The following is a 23,199-nucleotide window of genomic DNA, read 5'->3' as shown; positions in this document are numbered from 1 at the left end:
GTGCTCATGTCCCGCTGGTACCGGTGGCTCCCCGCGGCGGCCGTCCCCGCCGTCGTGGCGGCCGCAGCGCTCACGTCCCAGGCCGGCGCCGCCGACCTGCCCGACAAGTCCCCCGAGGACGTCCTCGCCATGCTCGCCGACCACTCCGTGGAGGCGTTCTCCGGCTCCTCCACCCAGACCTCCGACCTCGGCCTGCCCGCGCTGCCGAGCGGCGCCGGCGGCCAGGGCGGCGACGACCTCGCCCAGGCGGTCGACCTGCTCACCGGCGACCACACCGGCCGGGCCTACGTCGGCGGCGAGAACACCGCCCGGGTCCAGGTCATGGACTCCTTCTCCGAGCGCGACCTGGTGGTCAACGGCCGCGACGCCTGGGTCTACGACTCGCGCGACAACTCCGCCCTGCACCTCACGCTCCCGAAGGACGCCGCCCGCGCCGACGCACCCGCTCCCGCCCAGACACCGGAGGAGCTCGCCCAGAAGTTCGTCGACGCCGTGGGGCCCACCACCAAGCTGTCCGTCGCCCAGGACGTCACCGTCGCGGGCCGGGACGCCTACGAGCTCGTCCTGACCCCGCGCACCGACCAGACGCTCGTCGGCTCGGTCGCGATCGCCGTCGACGGCGATACCGGCTTCCCGCTGCGGGTCACCGTCGACGCCCGCGGCCGGACCGACCCCGCCTTCGAGGTGGCCTACACGTCCTTCACCCTCGGCAGGCCCGACCCCGCACGGTTCGAGTTCGCCCCGCCGGCCGGGGCCAGCGTCGAGCAGAAGACGGTCCCCGACCAGCCGGCCGGCGGCGCCCCGTGGATGCCCGGGTCCGGCTCCGCCGGGGGGTCGACGGCACCGGCCGGCCCCGCGCCCACCGTTGTCGGCAAGGGCTGGGACGCCGTCGTCGTCCTCCCGCCCGGCGCCGCCGCCGACGTCACCGCTGACCCGCTCCTCGCCCAGATGACGCAGGCGGTCGACGGCGGTCGCCTGCTCTCCACCGCCCTCGTCAACGCCCTGATCACCGACGACGGCCGAGTCCTGGTCGGGGCAGTCCCCGTCGAGCGGCTCCAGTCCGTCGCCGGGTCGTGACCGCGACGACGGCGGAGCCCGCCCCCGCGCCCGCGGAACAGGCCCGACCGTGGCAGGACGGCGACCTCGCCGTCCAGACCCGCGGGCTGACCAAACGGTTCGGCCGCCAGCTGGCCGTCGACGGCGTCGACCTCGCCGTGCCGCGCGGCTCGGTCTTCGGGTTCCTCGGCCCCAACGGCTCGGGCAAGACGACGACCATCCGGGTGATGCTCGGCCTGGCGTCGGCCACCGCGGGACAGGTGCACCTGCTCGGCCGCGAGATGCCGCGCCACGGCCGTGAGGTCCTCCCCCGGGTCGGCGCCCTCGTGGAGGGGCCGGGTTTCTACCCGTACCTGTCCGGCGAGGCGAACCTGCGCCGCCTCGACACCGCCAACCGGTATGCCCCCGGCGACACGCGGACCGCCCGCGTGGCCGCGGCGCTCGAGCGGGTGGGGCTGAGCCATGCCGCGCACAAGAAGGTGCGGGCGTACTCGCTCGGCATGAAGCAGCGCCTGGGCATCGCGAACGCGCTGCTCAGCCCGCGCGAGCTGCTCGTGCTCGACGAGCCCACCAACGGCCTCGACCCGCAGGGCACCCGGGAGGTCCGCGCGCTCGTGCGTTCGCTCGCGGAGGGCGGCACCACGGTGTTCGTCTCCAGCCACCTGCTCGCCGAGGTCGAGCAGATGTGCACGCACGCGGCGGTGATGAGCGTGGGCAGACTGGTCGCGCACGGCAGCCTCGAGGAGCTGCGCCGCGCCGGGCAGCCGCGCGTCCGGGTGCTCACGCCGGACCCGGGGCCCGCCCGCGACGTCCTCGCTCGACTTGGCATCGCGCCCCACGACGGCCCAGGAGAGAGCGGCGGAGGCACGGCCGGAGCTGCAACGGGGGACCGTGCGGGAGCCGTGACCGCCGGTTTGCGTGCCGAGGTCGGCGGCATTCTCGACGGCGATCGGGCGACCATCCTCGTCGCTCCCCTTCCCGACGACGCGCCCCCGCCGGAGGACATCGCCGCCGCCCTGGTGGCGGCCGGCGTGCGCCTGCGCGGGTTCGCCGTCGAGGAGGCCAGCCTGGAGGACCGGTTCGTCGCGCTCACCGGTGAGGGGTTCGACGTTGCCCAGTGACGCCTCTTCGCCCTCCGCCGTCGAGGCCGTGACCGCCGGCGGACGCTCGGCGAGCGGCGCCGCCGCTCCGCAGGCCCGCCCCGGGAGTCCCGACCGCGCGACCGTACGGCCGTCTGCGGGCTGGGCGCTGCTCGGCTCGGAGCTCGCGGTGCTGTTCCGCCGCCGGCGCACCTGGGCCATGCTGCTGGCGCTGGCCGCGATCCCGGTCGTCATCGCCGTCGCCGTCCGGCTCTCCTCGAGCCCGCCCGGACCGGGCGAGGGCCCGCCGTTCCTCGACCGGGTCACCCAGAACGGGCTGTTCGTCTCCGTCACCGCCCTGGTGGTGACGGTGCCCCTGTTCCTGCCGCTGACGGTCGCCGTCGTCGCGGGCGACACGATCGCCGGCGAGGCCGGCCACGGCACGCTGCGGTACCTGCTGACCGCTCCCGTGGGACGGCTGCGCCTGCTGCTCGTGAAGTACGCCGGCGCCGCGGTCTTCTGCGTGGCTGCGACGCTGACGGTGGTGCTCACCGGCGCCGCGATCGGCGCGGCGCTCTTCCCCGTCGGGCCGGTGCCCCTCCTCTCGGGCGACACCATCGGCGTCGGTGAGTCGGTGGTGCGCTCGTTGCTGGCGGCCGGCTACGTGAGCGTCTCCCTCCTGGGGCTCTCCGCCGTCGGCCTGTTCGTCTCGACGCTCACCGAGGTGCCGGTCGGCGCCATGGCCACGACGGCGGTGCTCGCCGTCGTGGCCCAGGTGCTCGGTTCGCTCGACCAGCTCGCGTGGCTGCACCCCTGGCTGTTCACCAACTACTGGCTCGGTTTTGCCGACCTCCTGCGTCAGCCGGTGGTGTGGACGTCGTTCGCGGACAACGCCCTGCTGCAGGCCGGCTACGTGGCGCTGTTCGGCGCCCTGGCCTACGGGCGCTTCGCCACGAAGGACGTGCTGTCCTGAGGCCGTTCAGCCCGCCACGGCGAAGGTGCCGAGGCGCGCGACCATCCCGTGCAGGATGACCTCGTCCAGCGCCTGCCCCGCCTCCTCCTCGGTCAGGGAGAGGGCCAGCGCGAGCTCGGTGACCACCGGCTGCCGGGCATGGCGCAGCAGGTCCTTCTCGCCCCAGGAGACCCCCTTGTCGGCCTGGCGACGGGTGAGGTCCCGGACGACCTTCGCCGTCGAGAGCAGGTCGCCGGTACGCAACTGCTCCACGTTGTTCTTGAACCGGCGCGACCAGCCGGCCTCCTCCTCGCCGGTGGGCGCCCGGAGGAGATCGAGCAGCTCGTTCAACCCCACGCCGTCGAGGACCGGCCGCAGCCCGACCTCCGCGACGTTGTGCAGCGGGACGCAGATGCTCATCTCCTTGGCGTGCACCGCCAGGTCGAGGTAGCTGGTGTCGACGCCCCTGACCGTCCGGTTCGTCACCCCTGCCACCGTGCACGGTCCGTGGTGAGGGTGGACGACGATCTGACCTTCGGAGAACTGCATGCTCACGACCTTCTTGCGCGCGGTCGCCGCACTCGATTGACGAGGCCGGGAGCTGACGCTCCACGACCGAGCCACCGTCCCGCCACCACATACCTCGACCGCGACGGCCGACGCACCGGGCGCACGGCGGGAGCACGGCGGCAGACGCCCCACACGGATGGGAGCGCCCGACCACCGCGAGCCGGCACGGTCCATTTTCCCAGATCAGCACCTGGTGGCTGGGGTGTGACGTTGGTCGCCCACACCTCTTGACAGCAGCGCTCCACGCCGACCATGCTTATTCAACACATCAGTTGAACAACGAGGACGTTGACTACCGTGACAGACTCCGACGACGAGGCGAACCTCGACCGGGCGTTCATGGCCCTGGCCGACCCCGCCCGCCGTCGGATCATCGCCCGGCTCAGCCGTGGACCTGCCACGGTCAACGAGCTCGCGGAGCCCTTCGAGATCACCAAGCAGGCGATCTCGAGGCACATCCAGGTGCTCGAGCACGCCGGGCTCGTCACGCGCAGCCGTGACGCCCAGCGCCGGCCCGTGCACCTCAACCCTGCCCGGCTCGAAGCGCTGACCGCCTGGATCGACCGCTACCGGTTGGTCAAGGAGTCGCAGTACCGCTCCCTCGACGCCGTGCTGGAGGAACGTCACAGCAGCAAGCGCACAGCAACGCCAGAGAACCGGTCCAGGAGCCAGCGATGAATAAGGCACTGCGCAACGACCTGCACGTCTCCGCCCCCGAGGGACTCCCCTTCATCGACTTCGAGCGGGAGTTCGACTTCCCCGTCGCGGACGTCTTCCGCGCCCACGCGGACCCGGACCTGGTGGCCCGGTGGCTGGGGCCGCGCGGCCTGAAGATGGAGATGGACCACTACGACTTCCGCACCGGCGGCACGTACCGCTACATCCACACCGGGCCCGACGGTGTTCCGTACGAGTTCTCCGGCGTCTTCCACACGGTGCGGGAGAACGAGTTCGCCATCCAGACGTTCGAGTTCGGCGGCTACCCGGACGTCGTCAGCATCGAGTTCCTCACCTTCACCGACCTCGGCGACGGGCGCTGCAGGCTCTCCGGCCACGCCGTCTACCCGAGCATGGAGGCCCGCGACGGCATGGTGTCCTCAGGGATGGAGCAGGGCATGGGCGAAGGGTACGAGCGGCTCGAGGAGCTGCTCCGCGAGCGCTCCGCCTGACGGCTCGGCCGTGCGGCCCGGTCGTGGCCGGGCCGCACGGCCGACAGCGACTCTCAGCTCGCCCGGATGTCGACGTCGTGCTCGCCGGTGGCGTTCTCGACGTCCTGCCGGGCGCGCTCGAACAGCTTGTCCGAGAGGTGCCGCAGGGCCCGGGCCACGGCGATCTCGTCACCGATGCGCGGCGACGCCGGGTCCCGGGCGCTGCGGTGCGCGCTCCCGCTGGCGTCGGTCTGCTCCGCCGGTCCGCTGACCAGGACGGCCTGCGCCGTCGTGTCGTCCTGGTGCTCATAGAGCGACACCCGGATGCTCCACTCGTGCACGGGCTGCGCCGCCGTCGGCGCCGGTACATCCGGCTGTGCCTCCGTCTCGCCGCGTGTGCGCACGACCGCACCGGGGCCGGGGAAGAACGTGGCCTCGTGCCCGTCGCTCCACCGGACGACGTACGGCGGTGCACCCTGCTCGCCGCGCACCTCGATGATCTCCCCGTCCCGGACCGGATGGCCCACCTGCTCCCCGGCCAGGACGATGCGGTCTCCTCGTCGAGCCCTCATGACGCGCTCCTTCGTGCGTGCCTACCCGTGACTCCACTGTCCCTCCCCCCCACCGCGGAGCGGAAGGGCCTTGCGGATGCGAGCGTCCACGACCGGGGCCACGCTGGGGTTGCAGAGGCCCGGCACGGGCCGGGGCCTGCGACGGAAGGGGACGATCGCCATGCCCAAGACGAACAAGGACGGCTCCGCCAAGAAGAGCGAGCTGCCCAGCACGCTCAAGAAGTCACCGGCGAAGGCGCAGCGCACTTTTGCCAAGGCGCACGACTCGGCCGCCGAGTCCTACGGCGAGGGCGAGCGCGCCAACCGGACCGCGTACTCGGCGCTCAAGCACTCCTACGAGAAGGTCGGCGACCACTGGGAGGCCAAGGACGACAAGGGCCCGTCGGACAAGAAGGCCGAGGGGACCCGCGGGTCGGCCGGCGAGACGGCGGGCGGAGTCGACGCCAACGCGTCCAAGTCGCACCTGTACGACGTCGCCAAGCGCCTCGACGTGCCGGGCCGGTCGAACATGAGCAAGGACGAGCTCGTCAAGGCGATCCAGAAGGCCAACGAGCGCGAGACGCGCAAGAACCGCTGACCGGAGCCTTCGCCGTCGGCAAGGCGCAACGCTCGGGCGTGGTCACTGCTCGATCTCCACGTGCACGGGCGCCTCGCCGAAGGTCTCGGCGACGCCGGACGCGGGGAACGCCGAGAGCACGAGCCGCATCCGAGGGACGAACGGCGTCAGAACAGCCAGTCGATCGCGGACATGAGCACCCCGCCCACGAACGGCACGGCGGTGACGCTCAGCAGGAACGCCCACCCGCCCGTGAGGCGGCGCGGCGGCTGAGGCAGCGGGCGGTTGTTCCACAGCGGCACAGGCTCCAGCACCACGAACGCCAGCCAGAGCAGCGGGGCGTTGCACGCGATCCAGAACCAGGCCCACTTCGTGGCCAGACGGGGCTGTGGCCCGCCGATCAGCCACAGCAGCGCCGCCAGACCGACGAAGGCTCCGACGTGCCAGGTCGTGCCGGGGTCCAGGAAGTTGTAGCGGACGGTGACGTCCACCGGCGTCGGCGAATGCTTCGCCGCGTCCAGGATGAGCTGACCCTCGTCGACCACGTGGAAACCGTCCTCGGCGGCGACCTCATAGCTCGCCCGGCCCGGCAGCCCGCCCCCGGTCCAGCGCACCTCCCACGTGCCGTGAGCCTCCGCACCCGGCTCGGGGCGCGCCATCGTGACCGTCCTGACCTCGCCCTCCTGGAGCCCGTGAAGAAGGTCGCCCAGTGGTCGCTCGACCGGCTCCGTCAGGCTCTGGAGCAGGCTGACGAGGAGGCCGACGGCGAGGAGCAGCCGCACCGCGAGGGCCGTGCGGCTCGACGGCGGCACGAGCAGCTCGCCGACGGCGAGGGGATCGCTTCCGGAGGCCGGCGCCGGCACGCCCGGGGTCACGGCGCTCATGCAGGTGGACACTACCGCTCGGGTGCGCGCACGATGTGCCGGACCGACAGGAGGCCACATGACGCAGGCCGCGCCCACCCCCGCGCGCACGCTGCCCAAGTTCCTCGCGCTCGCCACCATGTGGGGCGCGAGCTTCCTGTTCATCCGGGTGGGGCTGGAGGGTCTCTCCCCCGCGCAGGTGGTGCTCGGCCGGCTCGTCGTCGGGGCGCTCACGCTCGCGACGATCATGACGCTCACGCGCCGCCCCTGGCCGCGCGAGCGCCGCGTGCTCGGTCACCTGTTCGTCCTGGGGCTCCTCATCTGCGTCGTGCCGTTCCTCCTCTTCGCGTGGGCGGGTCAGTACATCCCATCCGGGCTGTCGAGCATCTACAACGCGACGACGCCGATCATGACGCTGCTCATCTCCCTCGTCGCGCTGCCGACCGAACGGCTCACGGCCGTGCGCTCGGCCGCGCTCGTGCTGGCGGCGGCCGGGGTCGTCGTCATCGCGGCGCCGTGGCAGCTGACGACGGCGTCCGCCGGCGAGCACTACTACACCGCCCAGCTGGCCGCCCTCGGGGCGACCACCTGCTACGGCACGGGCTTCGTGTACATGCGCCGCTTCCTCACCGGCCACCACTACGACGGCGTCACCGTGGCGGCGACGCAGGTGGGGCTGGCCGCCGCCGTCATGCTCGTCCTCGCCCCGTTCGTGGCCCGCGGGCCGGTGAACCTCAGCCCGGCCGTGGTCGGCTCCGTCCTCGCCCTCGGCGCGTTGAGCACGGGCGTCGCCTACGCGTGGAACACGGAGATCGTGCGGGCGTGGGGCGCCACGCTGGCGTCCACGGTCACCTACCTGACCCCCGTGGTGGGCGTGCTCCTCGGCGTGCTCGTCCTCGACGAGCGGCTCACCGTGAACCAGCCGGTCGGCGCCGCGATCGTCATCCTCGGGATCCTCGTCGGGCAGGGGCACCTGCGGCTGCTCCGCCGTCCACCCTCGCCCGGGCGTGCCCCGGCGCCCGGGACCGGTGACGAGATTGCGGAGACGCCTGCGCCCCGGACCGGCGCCCGTCGGACGCGGCGCCCGGCCCGGTAGGTCCCGGGCCGGGCGCCTCGGTCGCGCGTGCCTGCCGTTCGGCGGGCGCCGGGCGACCGGTCCTCAGCGGGGAGCGCCGGGGCCGCCCACCTGCACGACCACCTGCGTCCCGGGCGGCGCGCACTGCACGAGGCGAAGCTGGGCGAGCGCGGGGTGCGCGTCGAGCAGCTTGGCGCCGTTGGCCATCGACCGCAGGGCCGCCGTCTCCGCACGTGCCTGCTCGAGGACGGCCTGACCCCGCTGGCGTGCGGTGGCGAGGTCGGCCGCGGCGGCACGCAGCTCGGCCGGCAGGATGACGTCCTTGACCACGACCTCGGCCACGGTGATCCCGACGGCCCGGGCTCCGGCGTCGGCCGCGGCGGTCAGGTCGGTCCCCGGCAGGGCCGCACGCCGCTGGACGACCTCCTCCACCGTGAGCCCGCCGAGCGCCTCCCGCAGCGCGACCTGCGCGGAGAGATAGGTGTGCCCGACGGGGTCCGCCGCACGCTCGACGAACGCCACGGCGTCGGACACCGCCCAGCGCACGACCGCGCTGACCTTGACCGCGACGCCGTCGGCCGTGGGGATCTCCTGCGGCGCGAGCGCCAGGAGCTGGTCACGGAGGTCGACCAGGACGTGCCGGGCGCCCCAGACGCGCGGGTGCCGGCCGCTCCCGAGCACGACGTCGAGGCGTCCGTGGCGGTACCTGAGCGCGCACTGGCGCGCCGGCACCGTGATGGTGAACAGCGACATGTCCTTTCCCTCCTCCTCCAGCTCGGTCCTGCAACAGCTCTCTCCTGCAACGGGTGGCCCGGGCACCGGCCCGGGCACCGCCGTCGGCCACGGTCGACACGGCACGGCGGACGCCGCCGGCCGGCACGGCCGGGCGCGGGGTCGGGAGCTTCGTTCGGACAGCTCCGGACCGCAGGCGCCCGACCGCGGAACCCGGCGGGCGACGCCCTGACGGGGAGTTGAACCCCAGGTGTGTCAGCACCGTGCCAGATCTGCTCCGCAGGCAGACGACCCCGGCGGGCACACGCGCAGGACCGGGACCCGGCACGCCGGGCCGGCTGCTCGCTCGCCGGGAGCGGAAGCATGGCACGGCGCGCACCGGGCGGGCCACGGATTAATCCGCGGCTCGCAGCTCGGCCGCGGCGGTAACGTGACGGTCTGCCGAGTGACGGTCGGACGACGTGACGGTCGGACGAGAGGAGCGCGACGATGCGCCAGATCTACGCCTTCCTGCTGACGAGCCTGGACGGCCACCACGCCGCCACCGACGGCAGCCTCGACTGGTTCCGCACCGACGAGGAGTTCGAGCGGTACTCCCGCGGCCAGGGAGACGTCATCGACACGATCGTCATGGGCCGGCGCACCTTCGAGATGATGGCCGCCTACTGGCCCACCGAGGAGGCGTACGCGGAGGACCCGGTGGTCGCCGCGTTCATGAACGACCTGCCCAAGATCGTCGCCTCCCGCACGCTCACCTCCCACCCGTGGGGCCCGACGACGTTCGTGGCCGACGACGTCGCCGGGCATCTCGCAGCGGTCAAGGACCGACCGGGAAAGGACATCGCGATCTTCGGCAGCTCGACGCTGGTGGGCGACCTGCTCCCCACCGGCGTCATCGACGAGCTGCGCGTCATCGTCAACCCGGTGGTGCTCGGCTCGGGCCGCTCCGTCTTCGCGGGCACCGCCGGGCCCGTGGGTCTGCACCGCACCGCGGTCCGGGAGTTCGGCAACGGGAACGTGCTGCTCACCTACCGCCTCGACGCCTGAGTAGGCACATCGGGGTAGGAAGCAGCCTGAGCAAGCCCCACCGGGGCCCGGCTCAGGCGTCGCGCACGCCCAGCAGCTCCGGCCGCGTGTGGGCCAGGGCGGCCGCCTCGCCGCGTCCGCTCACGCCGAGCTTGGCGAGGATGTTGGAGACGTGGACGCTCGCCGTCTTGGTGCTGATGAACAGGGCGGAGGCGATCTCGCCGTTGGTGCGCCCCTCGGCCACCAGGGCGAGCACCTCCCGCTCCCGGTCGGTCAGCTCCGTGGGCGCTGCCGTGCGGCGCCGGGGCCCGGCGATGCCGGCACGACGGCGCACGTCGTCGGCGACCCGGGTGAGCACCGGCATCCCGACCTCACGAGCCCGGTCCCCCGCCCGCACCAGCACCGGCTCCGCGTCCGCCCGCCTCCCGGCCGCCACCAGCGACCGGCCCAGACCAATACCGGCCCAGGGCTCCAGGGCCGCGTGCCCGCCCACGACCGCCGAAGCCTCGAGCGCCGCCCGCCAGCTGGCGACGTCGTCGGCCAGCTCCGCCACCACGAGCGGCTCCCACATGGGACGGACCAGGCAGCTCGGCAGGGCGTCGACCTGTCCCGCGAGAAGGCTCCGCTCGGCGGCAAGGTCAGCTCCGGCGTCGTCCGTCCTGGCGCGCAGCGCGGCCGCGGCGAGGAAGGCGAGCTGCCACAGACGGGCGGGGGCGGCGCCGCGGGGTGCGGCGAGCACCTGCTGGGCACGACGCCAGGCGGCCGCGGCGTCCGGTTGCGGCGCCAGCAGGTGGCGCCAGGCGTCGATGACGGCGAGCTCGTGGACGAACTGCGGCTGCCCGCGGCCGGCGAGCACCTCGCAGTAGTCCACCAGCACCTGCTCGACCTCGTGCGGGCGGTCGCGCCACAGCGACGTCCAGGCCTGCAGCGTTCGCAGGTGCACGACGTAGTTCGGCGGCGGCGACTGCTCCAGCGCCCGGCGGACCATCCGGTCGGCGTCGTCGAGCTGCCCGAGGGCGATCATCGGCTCCGCGGCGTTGCCGACGAGCATGATCCCGCCGGAGCGTTCCAGTCCCTCGGCCCGGGTGCGTTCCACGCCGGCGAGCGCCGCGTCCCGCGCCTCGCGGAAGCGCCCCGCGAGGTTGAGCTGGTTGGACCAGTTGATCCAGAACCGCACCGTGGTGCGGGGGCGCGTCTCGGAGTCGGCCCGGGCTGCCTCCATCTCCGCCATGCCGAGCTCCTCCTCACCCATGGCGCACAGGGCCATGGCGCGCGAGTTGCGGGCGCTGCCCCGGTAGGCGGTCTCGCCGACGGCGTCGGCCGCGGCGATGGCCTCGTCGGCGACCTCGAGGCCCTCCTGGTGCTGCCCGGTGAGCATGAGGAACGTGCTCAGCAGCTCCAGGACCATGGCCCGGACGGCGGTGGGACGCTCCGGCGACGTGAGGGCGACCGCCTCCCGCAGCACCTCGACGCTGCCGTCTCGCATGAGGTTGCCCATCGCGCGGGCCTTCAGGCCGAGCCGGTGCGCGCGCACCTCCGGGTCCAGACCGCGCGGGGCCTCCCGCAGCGAGGCCTCCACCAGGGCGAGGGCCCGCTCGGCCTCACCGGCGCGGATCGCCGCGCCCGCGGCCTCCTGCAGCACGTGGTCGCGGCTGCCGGCGACCGACTCCGGCTCGCTGACGCGGTCCCACACGTCCAGCGCCTGCTCGTACAGGGCGAGGGCCTCGTGGTGGGCGGGCGTGCGCTCGGCCGCCCGGGTGAGCGCGGCCCGGAAGCCCTCGTCGAGGCGGTGCGCGGCGAAGAGGTGGTGGATGAGGTCGTGGCTGTGCGCGACGGAGAGGTCCGGGCGGCGGGCGAGGACGTCGGCGAAACGGCTGTGCAGCCGGGCGTGCTCCCCCGGCAGCAGGTCGTCGTGGAGCACCTGGGACAGCAGCGCGTGACGGAACCGGTACCCCGTCCCGGACGGCACGAGGACGACGGCGTCCACCGCCTCCCGCAGGGCGGCGTCGAGCTGGCCGGCGGGCAGGTCGACCACCTCGGCGAGGAGCTCGTGCTCCACCTCCAGCCCGGCCGCCGAGACGGCGCGCAGCACCTGGTGCGTCTCCTCCCGCACGGACCGCACCCGGGCGAGGAGGGCGTCGCGCAGGGTGCCCGGCATGCTGATGCCGCCGGCGGCGGCGCGGGCGAGCTCGTCGACGAAGTACGGCACGCCCTCGCTGCGGCGCACGATGGCGGCCCTGGTGGCGTCCGAGACGCCCGGTGCGAGCGCGGTGACGAGGTCGGCGACGGAGTCGGGGTCCAGCGGGCCGAGGTCGAGGCGCGTGGTGCCGCGCTGGCGGAGCAGCTCAGCCAGCACCGGACGCAGCGGGTGGCGGCCGGGCAGCTCGTCGTCGCGGTAGGTGGCGAGCACCAGCAGGGGCGCGTCGCCGAGAGCGGCGGCGAGGAAGCGCAGCAGGTGCCAGGTGGAGGGGTCCCCCCAGTGCAGGTCCTCCACCACCACGAGGAGCGGACGCTGCCGGGCCGCGCCCTCCAGGACGCGGGCGATCGCCTCGTAGAGCCGGAGCCGTTCCACGTCCGACCCCGACGTCGGAGCCGCCAGCCCCGGCACGACGGCACCGAGCGACGCCCATCCCGCTCCCGCCCACTCGAGGACGACGTCCTGGCCGTGCCGTTCCACGAGCGTCCGGAGGATCTGGACGACGGCGGCGTACGGCATCCCGTCCCCGGCGAAGGCGACGCACTGACCCGAGACGACGTCCGCCTCGTCGGCGAGCAGCTCGGCGAACCGGGTGACCAGCGTGGTCTTGCCCATGCCGGCCTCACCGGCCACGAGGACGGTGCGGGCGCCCTCCTCACGGGCGGCGTCCCACGCGCTGCGGAGCTGGTCGAGCGGACCGGCGCGGCCGACGACGAGGGGCGCCAGTGAAGTCACGGCGCTCATCGTGCCACGGGCAGCCCCCGCCGGGTCGAGGCAATAGTGATCCAGCGGTAGGCCCGGGCCACACGGGCCCGGCTCCCGCGCCAGCTGCGGGCGCGGGCTCCCAGCGCCTCGCGCAGCCGCGCCTCGGCGGCACGCTCCGCAAGCTCGTGCTCGCGGGCGGCGTGAAGGAAGTGGTGGGTGGTGGCGTCGTGGATGCTCATGACTCGAGCCTGCTCCGGTCCCGGCGGCGGAACATCGGTCGGATGACCAGTTCTTCGGCACGACCTCTCCGTCTGAGGTACCCGGGCTACCTCAGACGGAGGGACGACGCAGCCCGTCCCTGCGTCCGGGCCTCCCGCGCGGTTCGGTGCAGGTTCCTGCGTCCGGCGCAGGTTGCAGCAGGCGCCGAACGCAGGAACGTGCACGAAACCGAAGGATTCGTAGACGACGCAGACCTGCGGGGTGGCCTGTGCAGGACCGCTGGCCTCATCCCCTTGTTCGTAGATGGGAGCCAACGGTTCATATCATCCCGACAACTCCCGATTCCGGTCCATCTCCGCCAGGTAAGCCGCACGTAGGCGCTCGCGCACGGTCACGCCGTTGGTGAGCGGGCCGGCGGGGATATCGAGGTGTTCTTCACGCAGCTCGGCCATGAATCGCTCCTGCAGCTCCGGGCCGCCTTCCTCAAGCAGCTTCGCCCGGACTGCAAGGTCCGCGGTGACGGGCAGCCACCGACGTCCCCAGCCACCCAACGCCGCCATCACCGGCACCAACTGAATGGACGCCTCGGTCAGGCTGTATATGGATCGCTGCTTGTGCCCGGGATCAGGGCGTTTGGTGAGCATGCCGGCTTCGACCAGTTTTCTCAGCCGACTGGCCAAGATGTTCGAGGCGATCCGTTCCTGCGAGCCGTTGAGCAGCTCACGGAAGTGCCGCCGCCCACCGAAGATCATGTCGCGAAGAATCAACAGGCTCCACCTGTCGCCGAAGACCTCCAGGGACAGGTTGATCGGGCATCCCGATCGGGGCGCGACGGTCACTCGAATCTCCCACTTCCGACGGTTGCAGACTGCAAGCAGTTTACGCTACGGTCGAAAACCGATTGCAGACTGCAACCGGGCGTCGATGCAACGGAGCAGCCCGTGGACCAGGGAGGTACTGACGGTGCCCAAGTTCGTGACCATCGGATACGGCGACCAGGACGGCTACAACCGCACCGACGCGGCGGTACGCGCTGCGGCGCACACGCATGACGCGCACCTGCGCGCCACGGGAGTCCACATGGGCGTTGCTGGCACGCCCGTACAGGTGCAGAACCATGACGATGCGGGGACCACCGTGACGAGCGGGCCCTTCATGTCCTCCCCCCTCCCGGTGGCCGGGTTCGCCATCATCGAGGCCGCGACGCTGGAGCGGGCCATCCAACTCGTGTCGAGGACGCCCTGCGCGGTCGCGCGCGGTGTCGTCGAGGTCTGGCCCTTGCAGGAGTCGCCGTAGGGCGCGGGTCAAGGCCAAAGGCGAGGAGGAGACGTGGGCAAGGTCGCCTGGGGATTCACATGCTCGATCGACGGCTTCATCGCCGGACCGGGCCACGACATGAGCTGGATGTCCGCCGCCGAACCGCTGGCCGAGGGCACCGTGAGACAGATGGCGGGAGACGTCGCGGTGATCATCTCCGGCCGGGCCGGCTACGACGCGGCGAGAACGCAGCAGGACGAACGCGACGAGACAACGTCCAAGGCATACGGCGGTGCCTGGACCGGCACCGAGTTCATCCTGACCCACCGGCCGGATGAGATCGCCGACGATCCGAGCATCGTCGCGCTGAATTGCGACATCGTCGAGGCCATCCGTCGCGCCCAGGAGATTGCCGGCGACAAGGACGTGCAGATCATCAGCGCCGACATCGCCCGCCAAGCGCTCGAGCACGACCTCATCGACGAGCTGCAGGTCTTCGTCGCCCCGGTCTTCCTCGGCGACGGCACGCGCATCTTCGACGTCCCCGGCGGGCAACGGATCGACTGGGAGCTCGACCAGATCTACGAGGACAGTCCCCGCAGCTTCGGGCGGACCTACCGCCCGAAACGCCCGCGCTGACTGTCACATCTTCATCCTTGAGGGTGACCGTCCTGGCGACGCCACCTCGTACGATCGCGCCGGCAAGACAGATGTAGGCGGCTCCGCCTCGGTCGAAGGTGTGGACAACGCAGTGTCGCGCTGAACCACGTGCAGATGGTCGCGGGGCCGCCTCGGTCGCTCGCAGGGCCTCGGTGCCGCCCGGCGCTGCTCCGATCGCCGCCAAAGAGCCTCACTCAGGAGAGCCGGAGGCACGTGCACCAAAAGCCGGAGTACCCCCGCGCCGGTAGGTTCAGCCGGGTGAAGGAAGAGCGCGGGAGCACGGTCGAGGTGGAGAGCCTCGAGGAGTTCGACGGCCGGGTCGCGCACGGCGCGGGCAGCATCACCGGGTGGCACCTGCAGGGGGTGGATCTGCGCGGACGCGGCGACGTCCTGCGCCGGCTCGACGTCACCGGTGCGCTCCTCCTCGGCTGTGCGCTCGAACCGGCTGACGAGCAGAGCCTGCGCGCCCGTGGCGCCCTCGTGTTTCCGGTGGTGCCCGACATCCCGTTCGACGCCTACCGCGGGTCCCTCTACACCGCCGAGGAGCTGTACGCCGGGCTCGACGGCTCCTACGACCAGACCCTCGACGCCCGCGTCTACGCCTGGTCCCGGCAGGGCCGCACGCTCGTCAGGACGCTCGCCCAGGCCCTGCACGACCACGCGGTCGACGACGCCCTCGTCGAGGTGGTCCGGGGCAGCCGGATCGTCGGCGTCATGGGCGGGCACGCCGTCGCGCGGGGCACCGCGCCCTACGCGGACGCCGCGCGGCTCGCGAGGGAGCTGACCCGGGAGGGGCTCGTCGTCGGCACGGGCGGCGGCCCCGGCGCGATGGAAGCGGCGAACCTCGGCGCGTACCTCGCCCACCGGTCCCCCGCCGACCTCGACGCCGCGCTCGCCATGGTCGCGGCCGTCCCGTCCTTCGTGCCGTCCGTCCAGGCGTGGGCCCGCGCGGCGCTCGACGTGCGGGAACGCTGGCCCGAGGGCGCCCGCTCCCTCGGCATCCCCACGTGGCACTACGGCCACGAGCCGCCCAACGCCTTCGCGACGGTGATCGCGAAGTACTTCCGCAACGCGATCCGTGAGGCGGTGCTCCTGCACGTGGCCTCGGCCGGGATCGTGTTCCTGCCCGGCGCGGCCGGCACGGTGCAGGAGGTTTTCCAGGACGCGTGCGAGAACTACTACGCGGACGCCTCCTCGGTGGCGCCCATGGTGCTCGTGGGCCGGGAGCACTGGACGCGCACGCTGCCGGTGTGGCCCCTGCTGGAGTCGCTCGCGCGGGAGCGGCACATGGTCGACCACATCCACCTCGTCGACGACGTCTCCGAGGTGCCCGCCCTGCTGACCGCTCCCTGAGCGTCAGCCTCCGGCGGCCAACCCGTCCGGCGCGGCCTCGGGGCGCGGCCGCGTCTCGTCGACGGCGGCCAGCAGACGCGCGAGCACCAGGCCCGCCGCGAGCGAGAGCACCACGAACCCGCCGAGCGGGCCGACCACCTCGGGCGGTGTCAGCCGGACGCCGGCGGAGAGCTGGCTCGCCGTCTGTGCGGCGATCATCGGCGCCAGCATCGTCTCGAGCGTCAGCAGCGGGACGGCGAGCACGTAGCCCCGGGTCTCGCGGCGCCAGATCCACACGGCCGCGAGAAGGACCGCGGGCGCGATCACCGCGGTGTCGAGCGCCTCGGTGACCGCCGTCGTGTAGGTCTCCAGCCGCTCCGGCACCGCGCCGGCGAGCTGGGCGCCCACGACCGGGCCGAGCCAGATCACCGGCATGGCCAGCCCGCTGACAAGGAGAAGCACACCTGCGCCCCGACGTGGCAGCGCACGCCCGGACCGGACCCGCACGGGCAGCCGCCAGGCGCTGACCAGCGTCACGATGAACGCGTACAGAGCGGCTGCGAAGAGCGCGACGTAGACGACGAAGAGCGGGTTGAACGCGGCACGGACCGCCATGGTGGCGTAGACGTAGAGGAACCACCCCAGCGCGCCCGGCAGCAGAAGCGCTCCTCGTACAGAACCTCTGCGGGCCCACCAGGTGCTGACCAGCAGGAGCGGGATCCCCAGGACGAGGGTGACGATGTCGGTGCCCCGGTTGAGCGCGCCGACGAACAGCGTCTCGTACCGGTACACGCCCTGCCCGTAGAGCACGGCCTCCCCGCCGCGCATCGTCTCGACGGTGAAGGTCTCCGGCCCCCGCAGCAGGCCCGCGCCGGCCGCGACCGCACCGAGCACGGCGACAAGCAGGACGAGGCCGACGACGACGCCCGGCGTGCGCGGGTGCACCGGAGCGGCGCGGGACGGACGTGGCACCGAGACGGGGACGTCCGGTGGGCGGTGGAGAGTCATGGCAGCGCTCCCGTTCGCAGGGCGGTCGGTGCGGCCGTCGCGGCGACCACGCCGCGCGCCGGCTCGTGGGCCGGCGTCCGTCCCCAGCGTCTGCCGACCTTCGGCGCCGCGTCCAGAGACGTTGGTCCCGCCTCGCGCCCGCCTCGACATCGGCGACGACGCGTGCGGCGGGGGCGGGTCCGGCGGGGGCGCGTCCGGCCGAGGGCGGGTCCGGGGCGGGTCCGGCCGAGGGCGGGTCCGGTCGAGGGCGTCCGGCGGCGGTGACGCGAACGAGCCGCGGGGGCTATCGCTGCGGACGTACCGTGGTCAGCAGCGACACGTCCGTCTGACCCGGGGCGAGCGAGGTGCGTGATGACCGCCAGTCAGCTGAGCGCCAGTCCGAGGTCGAGAGCCAGCCGTACGTTCGGCCGCGTCCGGGACGGCGCCGTGGTGCTCGGCGAGTACGCCGTGGAGACGGTCTACGCGGTCACGCACCCGGAGTGGCGGCGCTCCGGCGCGACCCCGGACGAGCAGTCCCGGGAGCTCCCCGGCGACGACCTCGTCCCGGCGCCGAACTGGTCCGCCACCCGCGCGGAGACGATCCGGGCCACCCCGCAGCAGGTCTGGCCGTGGCTCGCCCAGATGGGGTACGGCCGCGGCGGCTGGTACAGCGACTTCCCCTGGTGGAAGGACCCCGCCGGGCACCGGGGCCGCCGGTCTGCGGCCGAACGCGTGCTCCCCGACCACCAGCAGCTCGAGGTCGGGCAGGTCCTGCTCGACGGGCCGAACTGCTCGGAGCAGATCGGCTCGTGGTGGGTGCGCGACGTCGAGCCCGCGCGCCATCTCGTGCTGTACAGCTCGCGGACGATCGACGGCCGGGAGGTCCGGTTCCTTCCCCGCCGGCCCCGCAGCTACTTCGACTGCAGCTGGGCCTTCGTCCTCGTCCCGGACGGAGACTCCGTGCGCCTGCTCGTGCGGACCCGGGTGTGCTACCGCCCCGGCTGGGTCGTGCGCCTGATGGTCGTGCTGCGCGCGGGCGACACGGTGATGCAGCGCGCCATGCTGCTCGGGATCAGGCGCCGGGTCGAGACCGCCGGCTCCCTCGGCGCGCCCCGCCGGCGCGCCCGGGCGTCTCTCCGGCACCCGCCGGTCCGGTCACCCAGTGCCCCGGCCGGACGAGCGACGACGACGGGAGCCTGGTGGCGTCGTCGCCACGCGCGGCGTCGAGCTGGGGCTGGGTGAGGAAGAGGGCACCGGTCAGGTCGGCGCCGGCGAGGTCTGCGTCGCGCAGGTCCGCGCCCAGGAGGTCGGCGCCGCGGAGGTCGGCGCCCACCAGGTCCGCGGCGATGAGGTGCGCACCGCGCAGATCGGCCTGACGCAGGTCGGCCCCGCGCAGCCTCGCCCCCACGAGGTCGGCACGACGCAGGGGACGTCCACCTCCCGCCCGGACCGCCGCGCTCACCCGCGTCAGGAGCTCCCCCACGACGGCCCGGTGCGTGTCGACGTCGAGCACCGCCAGGGCCTCGGGCTCGGACCCGGCGAGGGCGTCGATGAGCCCGAAGAGCTCCACGGCCTCGGCCCGCAGCGGTCCGGTCGGCGCCCGGTCGGCCGCCTCGGCCAGGTGGTGCAGCTTCTCGTGGAGGTGGCGGACGACCGGGAAGATCGCGAACATCACCCGCGCGGTGTCCGGGTCGCCGCGCCAGCTGCGCCCGCCGAAGGTCTCCTGGGACACGCGCTGCCCGGCACCGAAGCAGTCGTAGACCGTGCACCCGCGGAAGCCCTCCTGGCGCAGCCGCGCGTGGATGCCGCACCGGTCGTCGCCGCGCAGGTGGACGCACGGCTGCCCAGGCGGCTTGTCGAGGGCGAAGTCGGCCGACGCGGTCAGCGGCAGCGCGACGCAGCACAGGGCGAAGCAGCTCGCGCAGTCCGCGCGGAGCTGCCGGTTCCCGGGCCGGCCCGGCATGCCGAGCCAGGTCCCGCCGTCGGCCGTGCTCACAGGAACAGGCAGAACGGGTGCCCGGCCGGATCGAGATACACGCGCACGTCGTCCTGCGGCTGGTGCTCGGCGAGCTCCGCCCCGGCCTCGACGGCGTGCGCGCCGGCGGCCTCGAGGTCGTCGACCCGGATGTCGAGGTGGATCATCATCTGCTGGTCGCCCGGGCCGGCGGGCCAGGTCGGCCGCACGTGGTTCGGCTCCTCCTGGAACGACAGTGCGGGCCTCGCACCGTCGGGTGGGGCCAGCTGGACCCAGCCCGGTTCGTCCGTGACGAGGTCCCACGCGAGCAGGCGCCGGTAGAACTCCGCGAGCGCCCGCGGGTCCGGCGCGCCGAGAACGACGCCCGCGAGCGTGAGCCTGGGGGTCTGGGTCATGGGGTACCTCCGGCGGGTGCCACGTCGATCGTGACCCCATTCTTGCCCGTGTGCGTGGCACCGTGCTCGGGTCTCTCGCCGGTGGCGCGTTCACCGGTCCAGCGCTCGCCGGTCCTCGCGCTCGCCGGTGGCCCCGGGTGCGTCAGTCGCGGGTGGCGGCGTCGAGGAACCCGATCACCTCGCGGGTCCACCGGTCCGGATCGGTGCGCAGCCCGCCGGTGTGGTCACCGCCGTCGACCGTCCAGACCGAGACGTGCCTGAGGCCGGCACTGAGCTCGCGCGCTGCCAGGGTCTCGTCCGGCACGTCCCCGGCGACGATCAGCAGCACCGGCCGCGACGGCGTCCCGGCCACGGCCTCGCGCAGCGGCGTCGGCCGGTCGGCGGTGCTGAGGAGATCGGCGACGGCCGTCTGCGCCCGGTCGAGGAGCAGCTGGACGCGGCCGCGCCACCCGTACGCGGTGAGCCAGCCGAGGTCGTCGGCACTGCGGCCGGTCACCCCCTCCGCGACGACGGCACGCAGCCCCGCGCGTGCGGCACCGAGCGCCTCCTCCCCGCCCATCGACAGCCCGACCGCGGCGATGCGTCCGGCGTCGACGTCGGGACGAGCCTCGAGGTAGGCCACCGCCGCGGCGACGTCCGTGTCGCCGAACCAGCCCCACCGCATCCCCCGCCCGGTGCTCTCGCCGTGCCCGCGGGCGTCGAACGCCAGCACGCCGTACCCCTCCGCCGCGAGCACGTCGGCGTGGTCGACGACGGAGGCGCGCGTCGCGCCCGAGCCGTGCAGGAGCACGACGGCAGCCCCGTTCCGCGACGGGACGTACCAGCCTGCGAGCAGCTCGCCGTCCGCCGTCGGGAAGCTGACGTGCTCCGCGCCCGCGGGCGGGGCCTCCACCCCGAGCGCGTTGTGCGGCGGCACGGCCGCGGCCACGGGGACGGCGAGCACGTAGACACCCAGCAGCGCCGCGACGACCGTGCCCGGCACGACCAGCACGCGCCACCACCCCCGGGTGAGCCGGAACAGCCGCGCCGTGGCGCCGGCCAGGAGCGCCAGCCCGAGACCGGCGACGGCGAAGGCCACGAAGGCGGTGAGCGTGAAGGAACCCAGCCGTGGCACACCGATCCCGAGCCCGAACCCGACCACCAGCACGCCCACGGCGACCGTCACGACCGCGAGCTCCGCGCGCCGCCCGGGTGGTCGGCCCAGGTCGTGCCTGCGCAGGCCCTGCACACGCGCGGACCGGCCCGCCTCGTCCGTCTGCGCGGCCACCATGCCGGTCACCCTCTCGAGCGTGCCCCCGGCCCTCTGCCAGGATGCACGGGGACCGCTGGCGGCACAACCAGAACGAGCGCGCCGGTGCCGTTCACAGCCGCGGGTCGTAGGCCTGGTAGCCGGTCAAGAGGCGGACGCCGTCGGGGTCCACCGCCGAGACGTCCGGCCACAGCACCAGCACGCTCCCGGCGTGACGGCGGGCCAGGAAGGAGTTGATCAGGCGGGGGCGGTCGACGTCGACTCGTTCGTAGCCGAGGAAGGACCCCCGCCGCCCGGGGCTCACCACGAGCCCGTGGAGACGCGGCTTCGCGAGATGCCCGTCCGGCGGGCCGTCGAGGACGAGTCGGACGTCGTTGACGTACCCGACGCGTCGGCCGTCCGCCGTCACCGGCAGCCCGATGAGGTCAGTCAGGAGCATGGCGCCCTCCGGGGATGCGCGCGATGACGTGATCGCGCAGCCATCGCTCGGGCCAGGTCGCGTCGAGGTGCTCGCCCCGGACGGCAAGCGAGATGACGATGCCGATCTCGCCGACGGCGGACCACGGGGTGCGGACCCACCGGTCGTGGGGCGGCCGCCCCCCGAAGATGCGGGTGAGCAGGACGGACCCGCTCAGCAGCGCGGTGACGGTGGGCGGGTGGTCGCGGTCGACGGGCTCCCCCACCTCGGCGCCGGCCAGCTCGATGTCGTCCACGGTGGCGACGGGCACGCCGTCGGTGTCGAGCATCTGCCGGTCCAGCAGGTGCAGGCGGGCGTCGAGGACCCGGCCGGCCGGCCGGGGCGGCTGCGGGAGGCGTTCGGTCCGCCGTCGCCCGGTCATGCCCCGGCCCCCGTCAGCAGCATGAGCGGGATCGCGGCGAGGGACGCCACGAGGATGATGACCAGGTACACCAGCCCGGCGGCGTTCTGCGCCTTCCCGTTGACGTGCTCGCCCATGTACTGCGGGTCGTTGGCGATCACGAGGATGGGGAGGTACGTCAGCGGCAGCGCGACGGCGGAGAACACCACCGAGTACTCCGTCACCTTGACCGGGTCGACGCCTGTCATGAGCACGCCGACGGCGATCACCAGGGAGATGATGACGACGAGGTGGAACCGGGCCGCCTGCGCCGGCCGTCGGAACTTGCCCCACGACCAGCCGAAGAACTGGGCGAGCGTGTACCCGGAGGACAACGAGGTCTCCAGGGCGGCGCCGAAGGTGGCGGCGACGACGCCGACGATGACGACGGCGAGCCCCAGCTTCCCCGCGGCGACCGCGACCGGCGTGACCACCTGCGCCAGGGTGGTCACCTCGATCCCGGCGGGCAGCAGCACCACGGTCGCGCACCCGGCGATCGCGATCGACAGCAGACCGCCGAGGGGGAAGCCGACGAGGACGTTGAGGCGTTCCTGCCCGAGGTCGCGCACGCTCCACCCCTCCTCGACCGCCCCGGAGGAGAAGAAGAAGACCTCGTACGGGGTCATGGCGGCGCCGAACAGGGCGATCGCGTAGTACCAGTAGGTCAGCGGCTGCTCGTTCGCGGGCACTGAGGGCCGCAGCGCGTCCTGGGCCAGCTGGGACCAGTCGGGACCGAGCAGGAAGAGGGCGACGGCGAAGACGATGAGCGTCAGCCCGACCAGGCCGGTGACATTCTCGAGCGTCCCGAACCGCACCCGCCAGACCACGAGCCAGACGGCGAGGGCGGCCACCGGGATCCACAGCCGGGGGTGCACGTCGCTGGCGAGCTGGAGCGCCAGAGCGACGCCGCCGACCTCGGCGGTGAGCGTGAGGAGGTTGATGAGGAAGGAGCCGCCGAGGTTCGCCACCGCCAGCCGGGGGCCCAGCCGCTCGCGGATGATCTCGAAGGTCGCCCGGCCGCTGACCGCTGCCACCCGCCCGGACATCTCGGCGAACACGCAGATGCCGGCGACGCCGATCACCACCACCCACACCAGCGACAGCCCGAAGCGCGAGCCCACGAGCGCGTTGGTGACGAGGTCACCGATGTCGAGGAAGCCGCCGATCGCGGTGAGGATGCCGAGGGCGACGGCGAAGAGCCGTTTCACCTGGCCGCCGCCTCGAGCTCGGTGGCCGTGGTGCCGAGCTCGTCGGCCCGACGGCGCAGGTCCGCCACCAGCTTGTCGCCGCCGGCGCGCGGGGCGGCGCCGGCGACGAGGGCTCGGGACGCCACGATCTCGTCGGTGACCTTCCCGATCGCCGCGGAGACGTCGGCGCGCAGCTGTCGTTCGTGGTTCGTGGCGACCACCTGCGCGGACGCGCTCGCTCCCGCCTGGCCGGCCGAGTCGACCATGTCGGTCAGGGTGATGTCCGCGACGGTCGCCGTGCTCTCGCCGTCGAGGTACAGCTCGAGCGCCAGCGCGGCGGAGGCCGCGGCCGAGGACGCCTGGGCGGCTGCGCCGGAGAGATGGCCGGTCACGCCACCGGGTTGCGTGCAGCCGGCGAGCGCGGCCGTCAGGACGAGCGCGGCCGCGGCCGCACGACCCCGGTGACGTCGCACAGACCAGGCCTGGCCCATGTGGCTCAGTGTGAACCTTCTCGGCGGCGGTGGCGCGGCGTTCGGTGGCCGGGCCGGTC

General features: G+C 73.5%; 26 protein-coding genes. 11 read left to right on the top strand and 15 right to left on the bottom strand.

The window, feature by feature from the left end:
- The first annotated feature begins 6 nt into the window (after positions 1–6).
- Genes ATJ97_RS17330 through ATJ97_RS17320 form a run of 3 tightly spaced genes read left to right on the top strand, consistent with a single transcriptional unit; the run spans position 7 to position 3,108 of the window.
- A complete protein-coding gene (locus tag ATJ97_RS17330) occupies positions 7–1,077 on the top strand; it encodes a LolA family protein (RefSeq protein ID WP_098485577.1) in 1,071 nt (356 codons plus the stop codon).
- On the top strand, positions 1,074–2,177 hold the full coding sequence (locus tag ATJ97_RS17325; RefSeq protein ID WP_098484802.1) for an ABC transporter ATP-binding protein: 1,104 nt from the start codon (positions 1,074–1,076) through the stop codon (positions 2,175–2,177). The genes ATJ97_RS17330 and ATJ97_RS17325 overlap by 4 nt, the downstream gene beginning before the upstream one ends.
- Positions 2,167–3,108 (top strand): ABC transporter permease, encoded by a 942-nt coding sequence (locus ATJ97_RS17320; protein WP_170037540.1) that lies wholly within the window; start codon positions 2,167–2,169, stop codon positions 3,106–3,108. The genes ATJ97_RS17325 and ATJ97_RS17320 overlap by 11 nt, the downstream gene beginning before the upstream one ends.
- A 6-nt stretch (positions 3,109–3,114) precedes the next feature.
- Here the strand turns inward: ATJ97_RS17320 and ATJ97_RS17315 are convergent, their stop codons facing one another.
- Positions 3,115–3,636 (bottom strand): CarD family transcriptional regulator, encoded by a 522-nt coding sequence (locus ATJ97_RS17315; protein WP_170037537.1) that lies wholly within the window; start codon positions 3,634–3,636, stop codon positions 3,115–3,117.
- A 360-nt stretch (positions 3,637–3,996) separates the two neighbouring features.
- On the opposite strand from ATJ97_RS17315, the gene ATJ97_RS17310 reads away from it, so the two are divergent.
- Both ATJ97_RS17310 and ATJ97_RS17305 read left to right on the top strand, forming a co-directional pair.
- Positions 3,997–4,335: an ArsR/SmtB family transcription factor gene (locus tag ATJ97_RS17310; RefSeq protein ID WP_098485576.1), complete on the top strand. Its 339-nt coding sequence runs from the start codon at positions 3,997–3,999 to the stop codon at positions 4,333–4,335.
- Entirely contained in the window at positions 4,332–4,826 is a 495-nt protein-coding gene (locus tag ATJ97_RS17305; protein WP_425432772.1) for an SRPBCC family protein, read from the top strand. Before ATJ97_RS17310 ends, ATJ97_RS17305 begins: the two co-directional genes overlap by 4 nt.
- Positions 4,827–4,879: 53 nt before the next feature.
- Here the strand turns inward: ATJ97_RS17305 and ATJ97_RS20710 are convergent, their stop codons facing one another.
- Positions 4,880–5,377 carry a DUF1918 domain-containing protein gene (locus ATJ97_RS20710; RefSeq protein WP_170037534.1) on the bottom strand — a complete coding sequence of 166 codons (498 nt, stop codon included), beginning with the start codon at positions 5,375–5,377 and terminating at the stop codon, positions 4,880–4,882.
- 160 nt (positions 5,378–5,537) lie between these two features.
- On the opposite strand from ATJ97_RS20710, the gene ATJ97_RS17295 reads away from it, so the two are divergent.
- Positions 5,538–5,954 carry a ChaB family protein gene (locus tag ATJ97_RS17295; RefSeq protein ID WP_098484799.1) on the top strand — a complete coding sequence of 139 codons (417 nt, stop codon included), beginning with the start codon at positions 5,538–5,540 and terminating at the stop codon, positions 5,952–5,954.
- Between the two features lie 146 nt (positions 5,955–6,100).
- Here the strand turns inward: ATJ97_RS17295 and ATJ97_RS17290 are convergent, their stop codons facing one another.
- Complete coding sequence (locus ATJ97_RS17290; protein ID WP_143427061.1) at positions 6,101–6,817, bottom strand: hypothetical protein; 717 nt, start codon at positions 6,815–6,817, stop codon at positions 6,101–6,103.
- Between the two features lie 58 nt (positions 6,818–6,875).
- Between ATJ97_RS17290 and ATJ97_RS17285 the strand changes: the two genes are divergently transcribed.
- Complete coding sequence (locus ATJ97_RS17285) at positions 6,876–7,892, top strand: DMT family transporter (RefSeq protein ID WP_098484797.1); 1,017 nt, start codon at positions 6,876–6,878, stop codon at positions 7,890–7,892.
- Between the two features lie 63 nt (positions 7,893–7,955).
- Here ATJ97_RS17285 and ATJ97_RS17280 read toward each other — a convergent pair whose 3' ends face one another.
- On the bottom strand, positions 7,956–8,624 hold the full coding sequence (locus tag ATJ97_RS17280; protein WP_098484796.1) for a slipin family protein: 669 nt from the start codon (positions 8,622–8,624) through the stop codon (positions 7,956–7,958).
- A 468-nt stretch (positions 8,625–9,092) separates the two neighbouring features.
- Here ATJ97_RS17280 and ATJ97_RS17275 point away from each other — a divergent pair, with 468 nt between their 5' ends.
- The gene (locus ATJ97_RS17275; protein ID WP_098484795.1) at positions 9,093–9,650 is read left to right on the top strand and encodes a dihydrofolate reductase family protein; all 558 of its coding nucleotides are present in this window, start codon (positions 9,093–9,095) and stop codon (positions 9,648–9,650) included.
- A gap of 52 nt (positions 9,651–9,702) precedes the next feature.
- Here ATJ97_RS17275 and ATJ97_RS20610 read toward each other — a convergent pair whose 3' ends face one another.
- The 3 genes from ATJ97_RS20610 to ATJ97_RS17260 all read right to left on the bottom strand — a co-directional run bounded on the left by ATJ97_RS20610 (position 9,703) and on the right by ATJ97_RS17260 (position 13,589).
- Complete coding sequence (locus ATJ97_RS20610; protein ID WP_170037531.1) at positions 9,703–12,561, bottom strand: helix-turn-helix transcriptional regulator; 2,859 nt, start codon at positions 12,559–12,561, stop codon at positions 9,703–9,705.
- Between the two features lie 5 nt (positions 12,562–12,566).
- Positions 12,567–12,770, bottom strand: coding sequence for a hypothetical protein (locus ATJ97_RS17265; RefSeq protein ID WP_098484793.1), 204 nt, complete (start codon positions 12,768–12,770; stop codon positions 12,567–12,569).
- A 303-nt stretch (positions 12,771–13,073) separates the two neighbouring features.
- Positions 13,074–13,589, bottom strand: a complete 516-nt coding sequence (locus ATJ97_RS17260; protein ID WP_098484792.1) for a winged helix-turn-helix transcriptional regulator — start codon at positions 13,587–13,589, stop codon at positions 13,074–13,076.
- Between the two features lie 124 nt (positions 13,590–13,713).
- Here ATJ97_RS17260 and ATJ97_RS17255 point away from each other — a divergent pair, with 124 nt between their 5' ends.
- From ATJ97_RS17255 to ATJ97_RS17245, 3 genes are all read left to right on the top strand, one after another.
- Positions 13,714–14,046, top strand: coding sequence for a YciI family protein (locus ATJ97_RS17255; RefSeq protein ID WP_098485574.1), 333 nt, complete (start codon positions 13,714–13,716; stop codon positions 14,044–14,046).
- A 33-nt stretch (positions 14,047–14,079) separates the two neighbouring features.
- The gene (locus ATJ97_RS17250) at positions 14,080–14,646 is read left to right on the top strand and encodes a dihydrofolate reductase family protein (RefSeq protein WP_098484791.1); all 567 of its coding nucleotides are present in this window, start codon (positions 14,080–14,082) and stop codon (positions 14,644–14,646) included.
- A gap of 279 nt (positions 14,647–14,925) precedes the next feature.
- Complete coding sequence (locus ATJ97_RS17245) at positions 14,926–16,020, top strand: LOG family protein (RefSeq protein WP_098484790.1); 1,095 nt, start codon at positions 14,926–14,928, stop codon at positions 16,018–16,020.
- Between the two features lie 3 nt (positions 16,021–16,023).
- Here the strand turns inward: ATJ97_RS17245 and ATJ97_RS17240 are convergent, their stop codons facing one another.
- The 8 genes from ATJ97_RS17240 to ATJ97_RS17205 all read right to left on the bottom strand — a co-directional run bounded on the left by ATJ97_RS17240 (position 16,024) and on the right by ATJ97_RS17205 (position 23,140).
- On the bottom strand, positions 16,024–17,007 hold the full coding sequence (locus tag ATJ97_RS17240) for a hypothetical protein (RefSeq protein ID WP_143427060.1): 984 nt from the start codon (positions 17,005–17,007) through the stop codon (positions 16,024–16,026).
- Positions 17,008–18,058: 1,051 nt separating this feature from the next.
- On the bottom strand, positions 18,059–18,949 hold the full coding sequence (locus tag ATJ97_RS17235; RefSeq protein WP_098485573.1) for a pentapeptide repeat-containing protein: 891 nt from the start codon (positions 18,947–18,949) through the stop codon (positions 18,059–18,061).
- Positions 18,950–18,978: 29 nt separating this feature from the next.
- On the bottom strand, positions 18,979–19,356 hold the full coding sequence (locus tag ATJ97_RS17230) for a VOC family protein (RefSeq protein ID WP_098484788.1): 378 nt from the start codon (positions 19,354–19,356) through the stop codon (positions 18,979–18,981).
- 142 nt (positions 19,357–19,498) lie between these two features.
- Positions 19,499–20,626 (bottom strand): alpha/beta hydrolase, encoded by a 1,128-nt coding sequence (locus tag ATJ97_RS17225; RefSeq protein ID WP_098484787.1) that lies wholly within the window; start codon positions 20,624–20,626, stop codon positions 19,499–19,501.
- 91 nt (positions 20,627–20,717) lie between these two features.
- Positions 20,718–21,044, bottom strand: a complete 327-nt coding sequence (locus ATJ97_RS17220) for a PRC-barrel domain-containing protein (RefSeq protein WP_098485572.1) — start codon at positions 21,042–21,044, stop codon at positions 20,718–20,720.
- Entirely contained in the window at positions 21,031–21,444 is a 414-nt protein-coding gene (locus ATJ97_RS17215) for a hypothetical protein (protein WP_098484786.1), read from the bottom strand. Before ATJ97_RS17215 ends, ATJ97_RS17220 begins: the two co-directional genes overlap by 14 nt.
- The gene (locus tag ATJ97_RS17210; RefSeq protein WP_098484785.1) at positions 21,441–22,670 is read right to left on the bottom strand and encodes an Nramp family divalent metal transporter; all 1,230 of its coding nucleotides are present in this window, start codon (positions 22,668–22,670) and stop codon (positions 21,441–21,443) included. The genes ATJ97_RS17215 and ATJ97_RS17210 overlap by 4 nt, the downstream gene beginning before the upstream one ends.
- Complete coding sequence (locus ATJ97_RS17205) at positions 22,667–23,140, bottom strand: hypothetical protein (RefSeq protein WP_098484784.1); 474 nt, start codon at positions 23,138–23,140, stop codon at positions 22,667–22,669. Before ATJ97_RS17205 ends, ATJ97_RS17210 begins: the two co-directional genes overlap by 4 nt.
- Positions 23,141–23,199: the final 59 nt, after the last annotated feature.

This window comes from Georgenia soli (assembly GCF_002563695.1).
GTDB lineage: Bacteria > Actinomycetota > Actinomycetes > Actinomycetales > Actinomycetaceae > Georgenia > Georgenia soli.
This window is presented reverse-complemented; position numbering and strand designations above follow the sequence as displayed.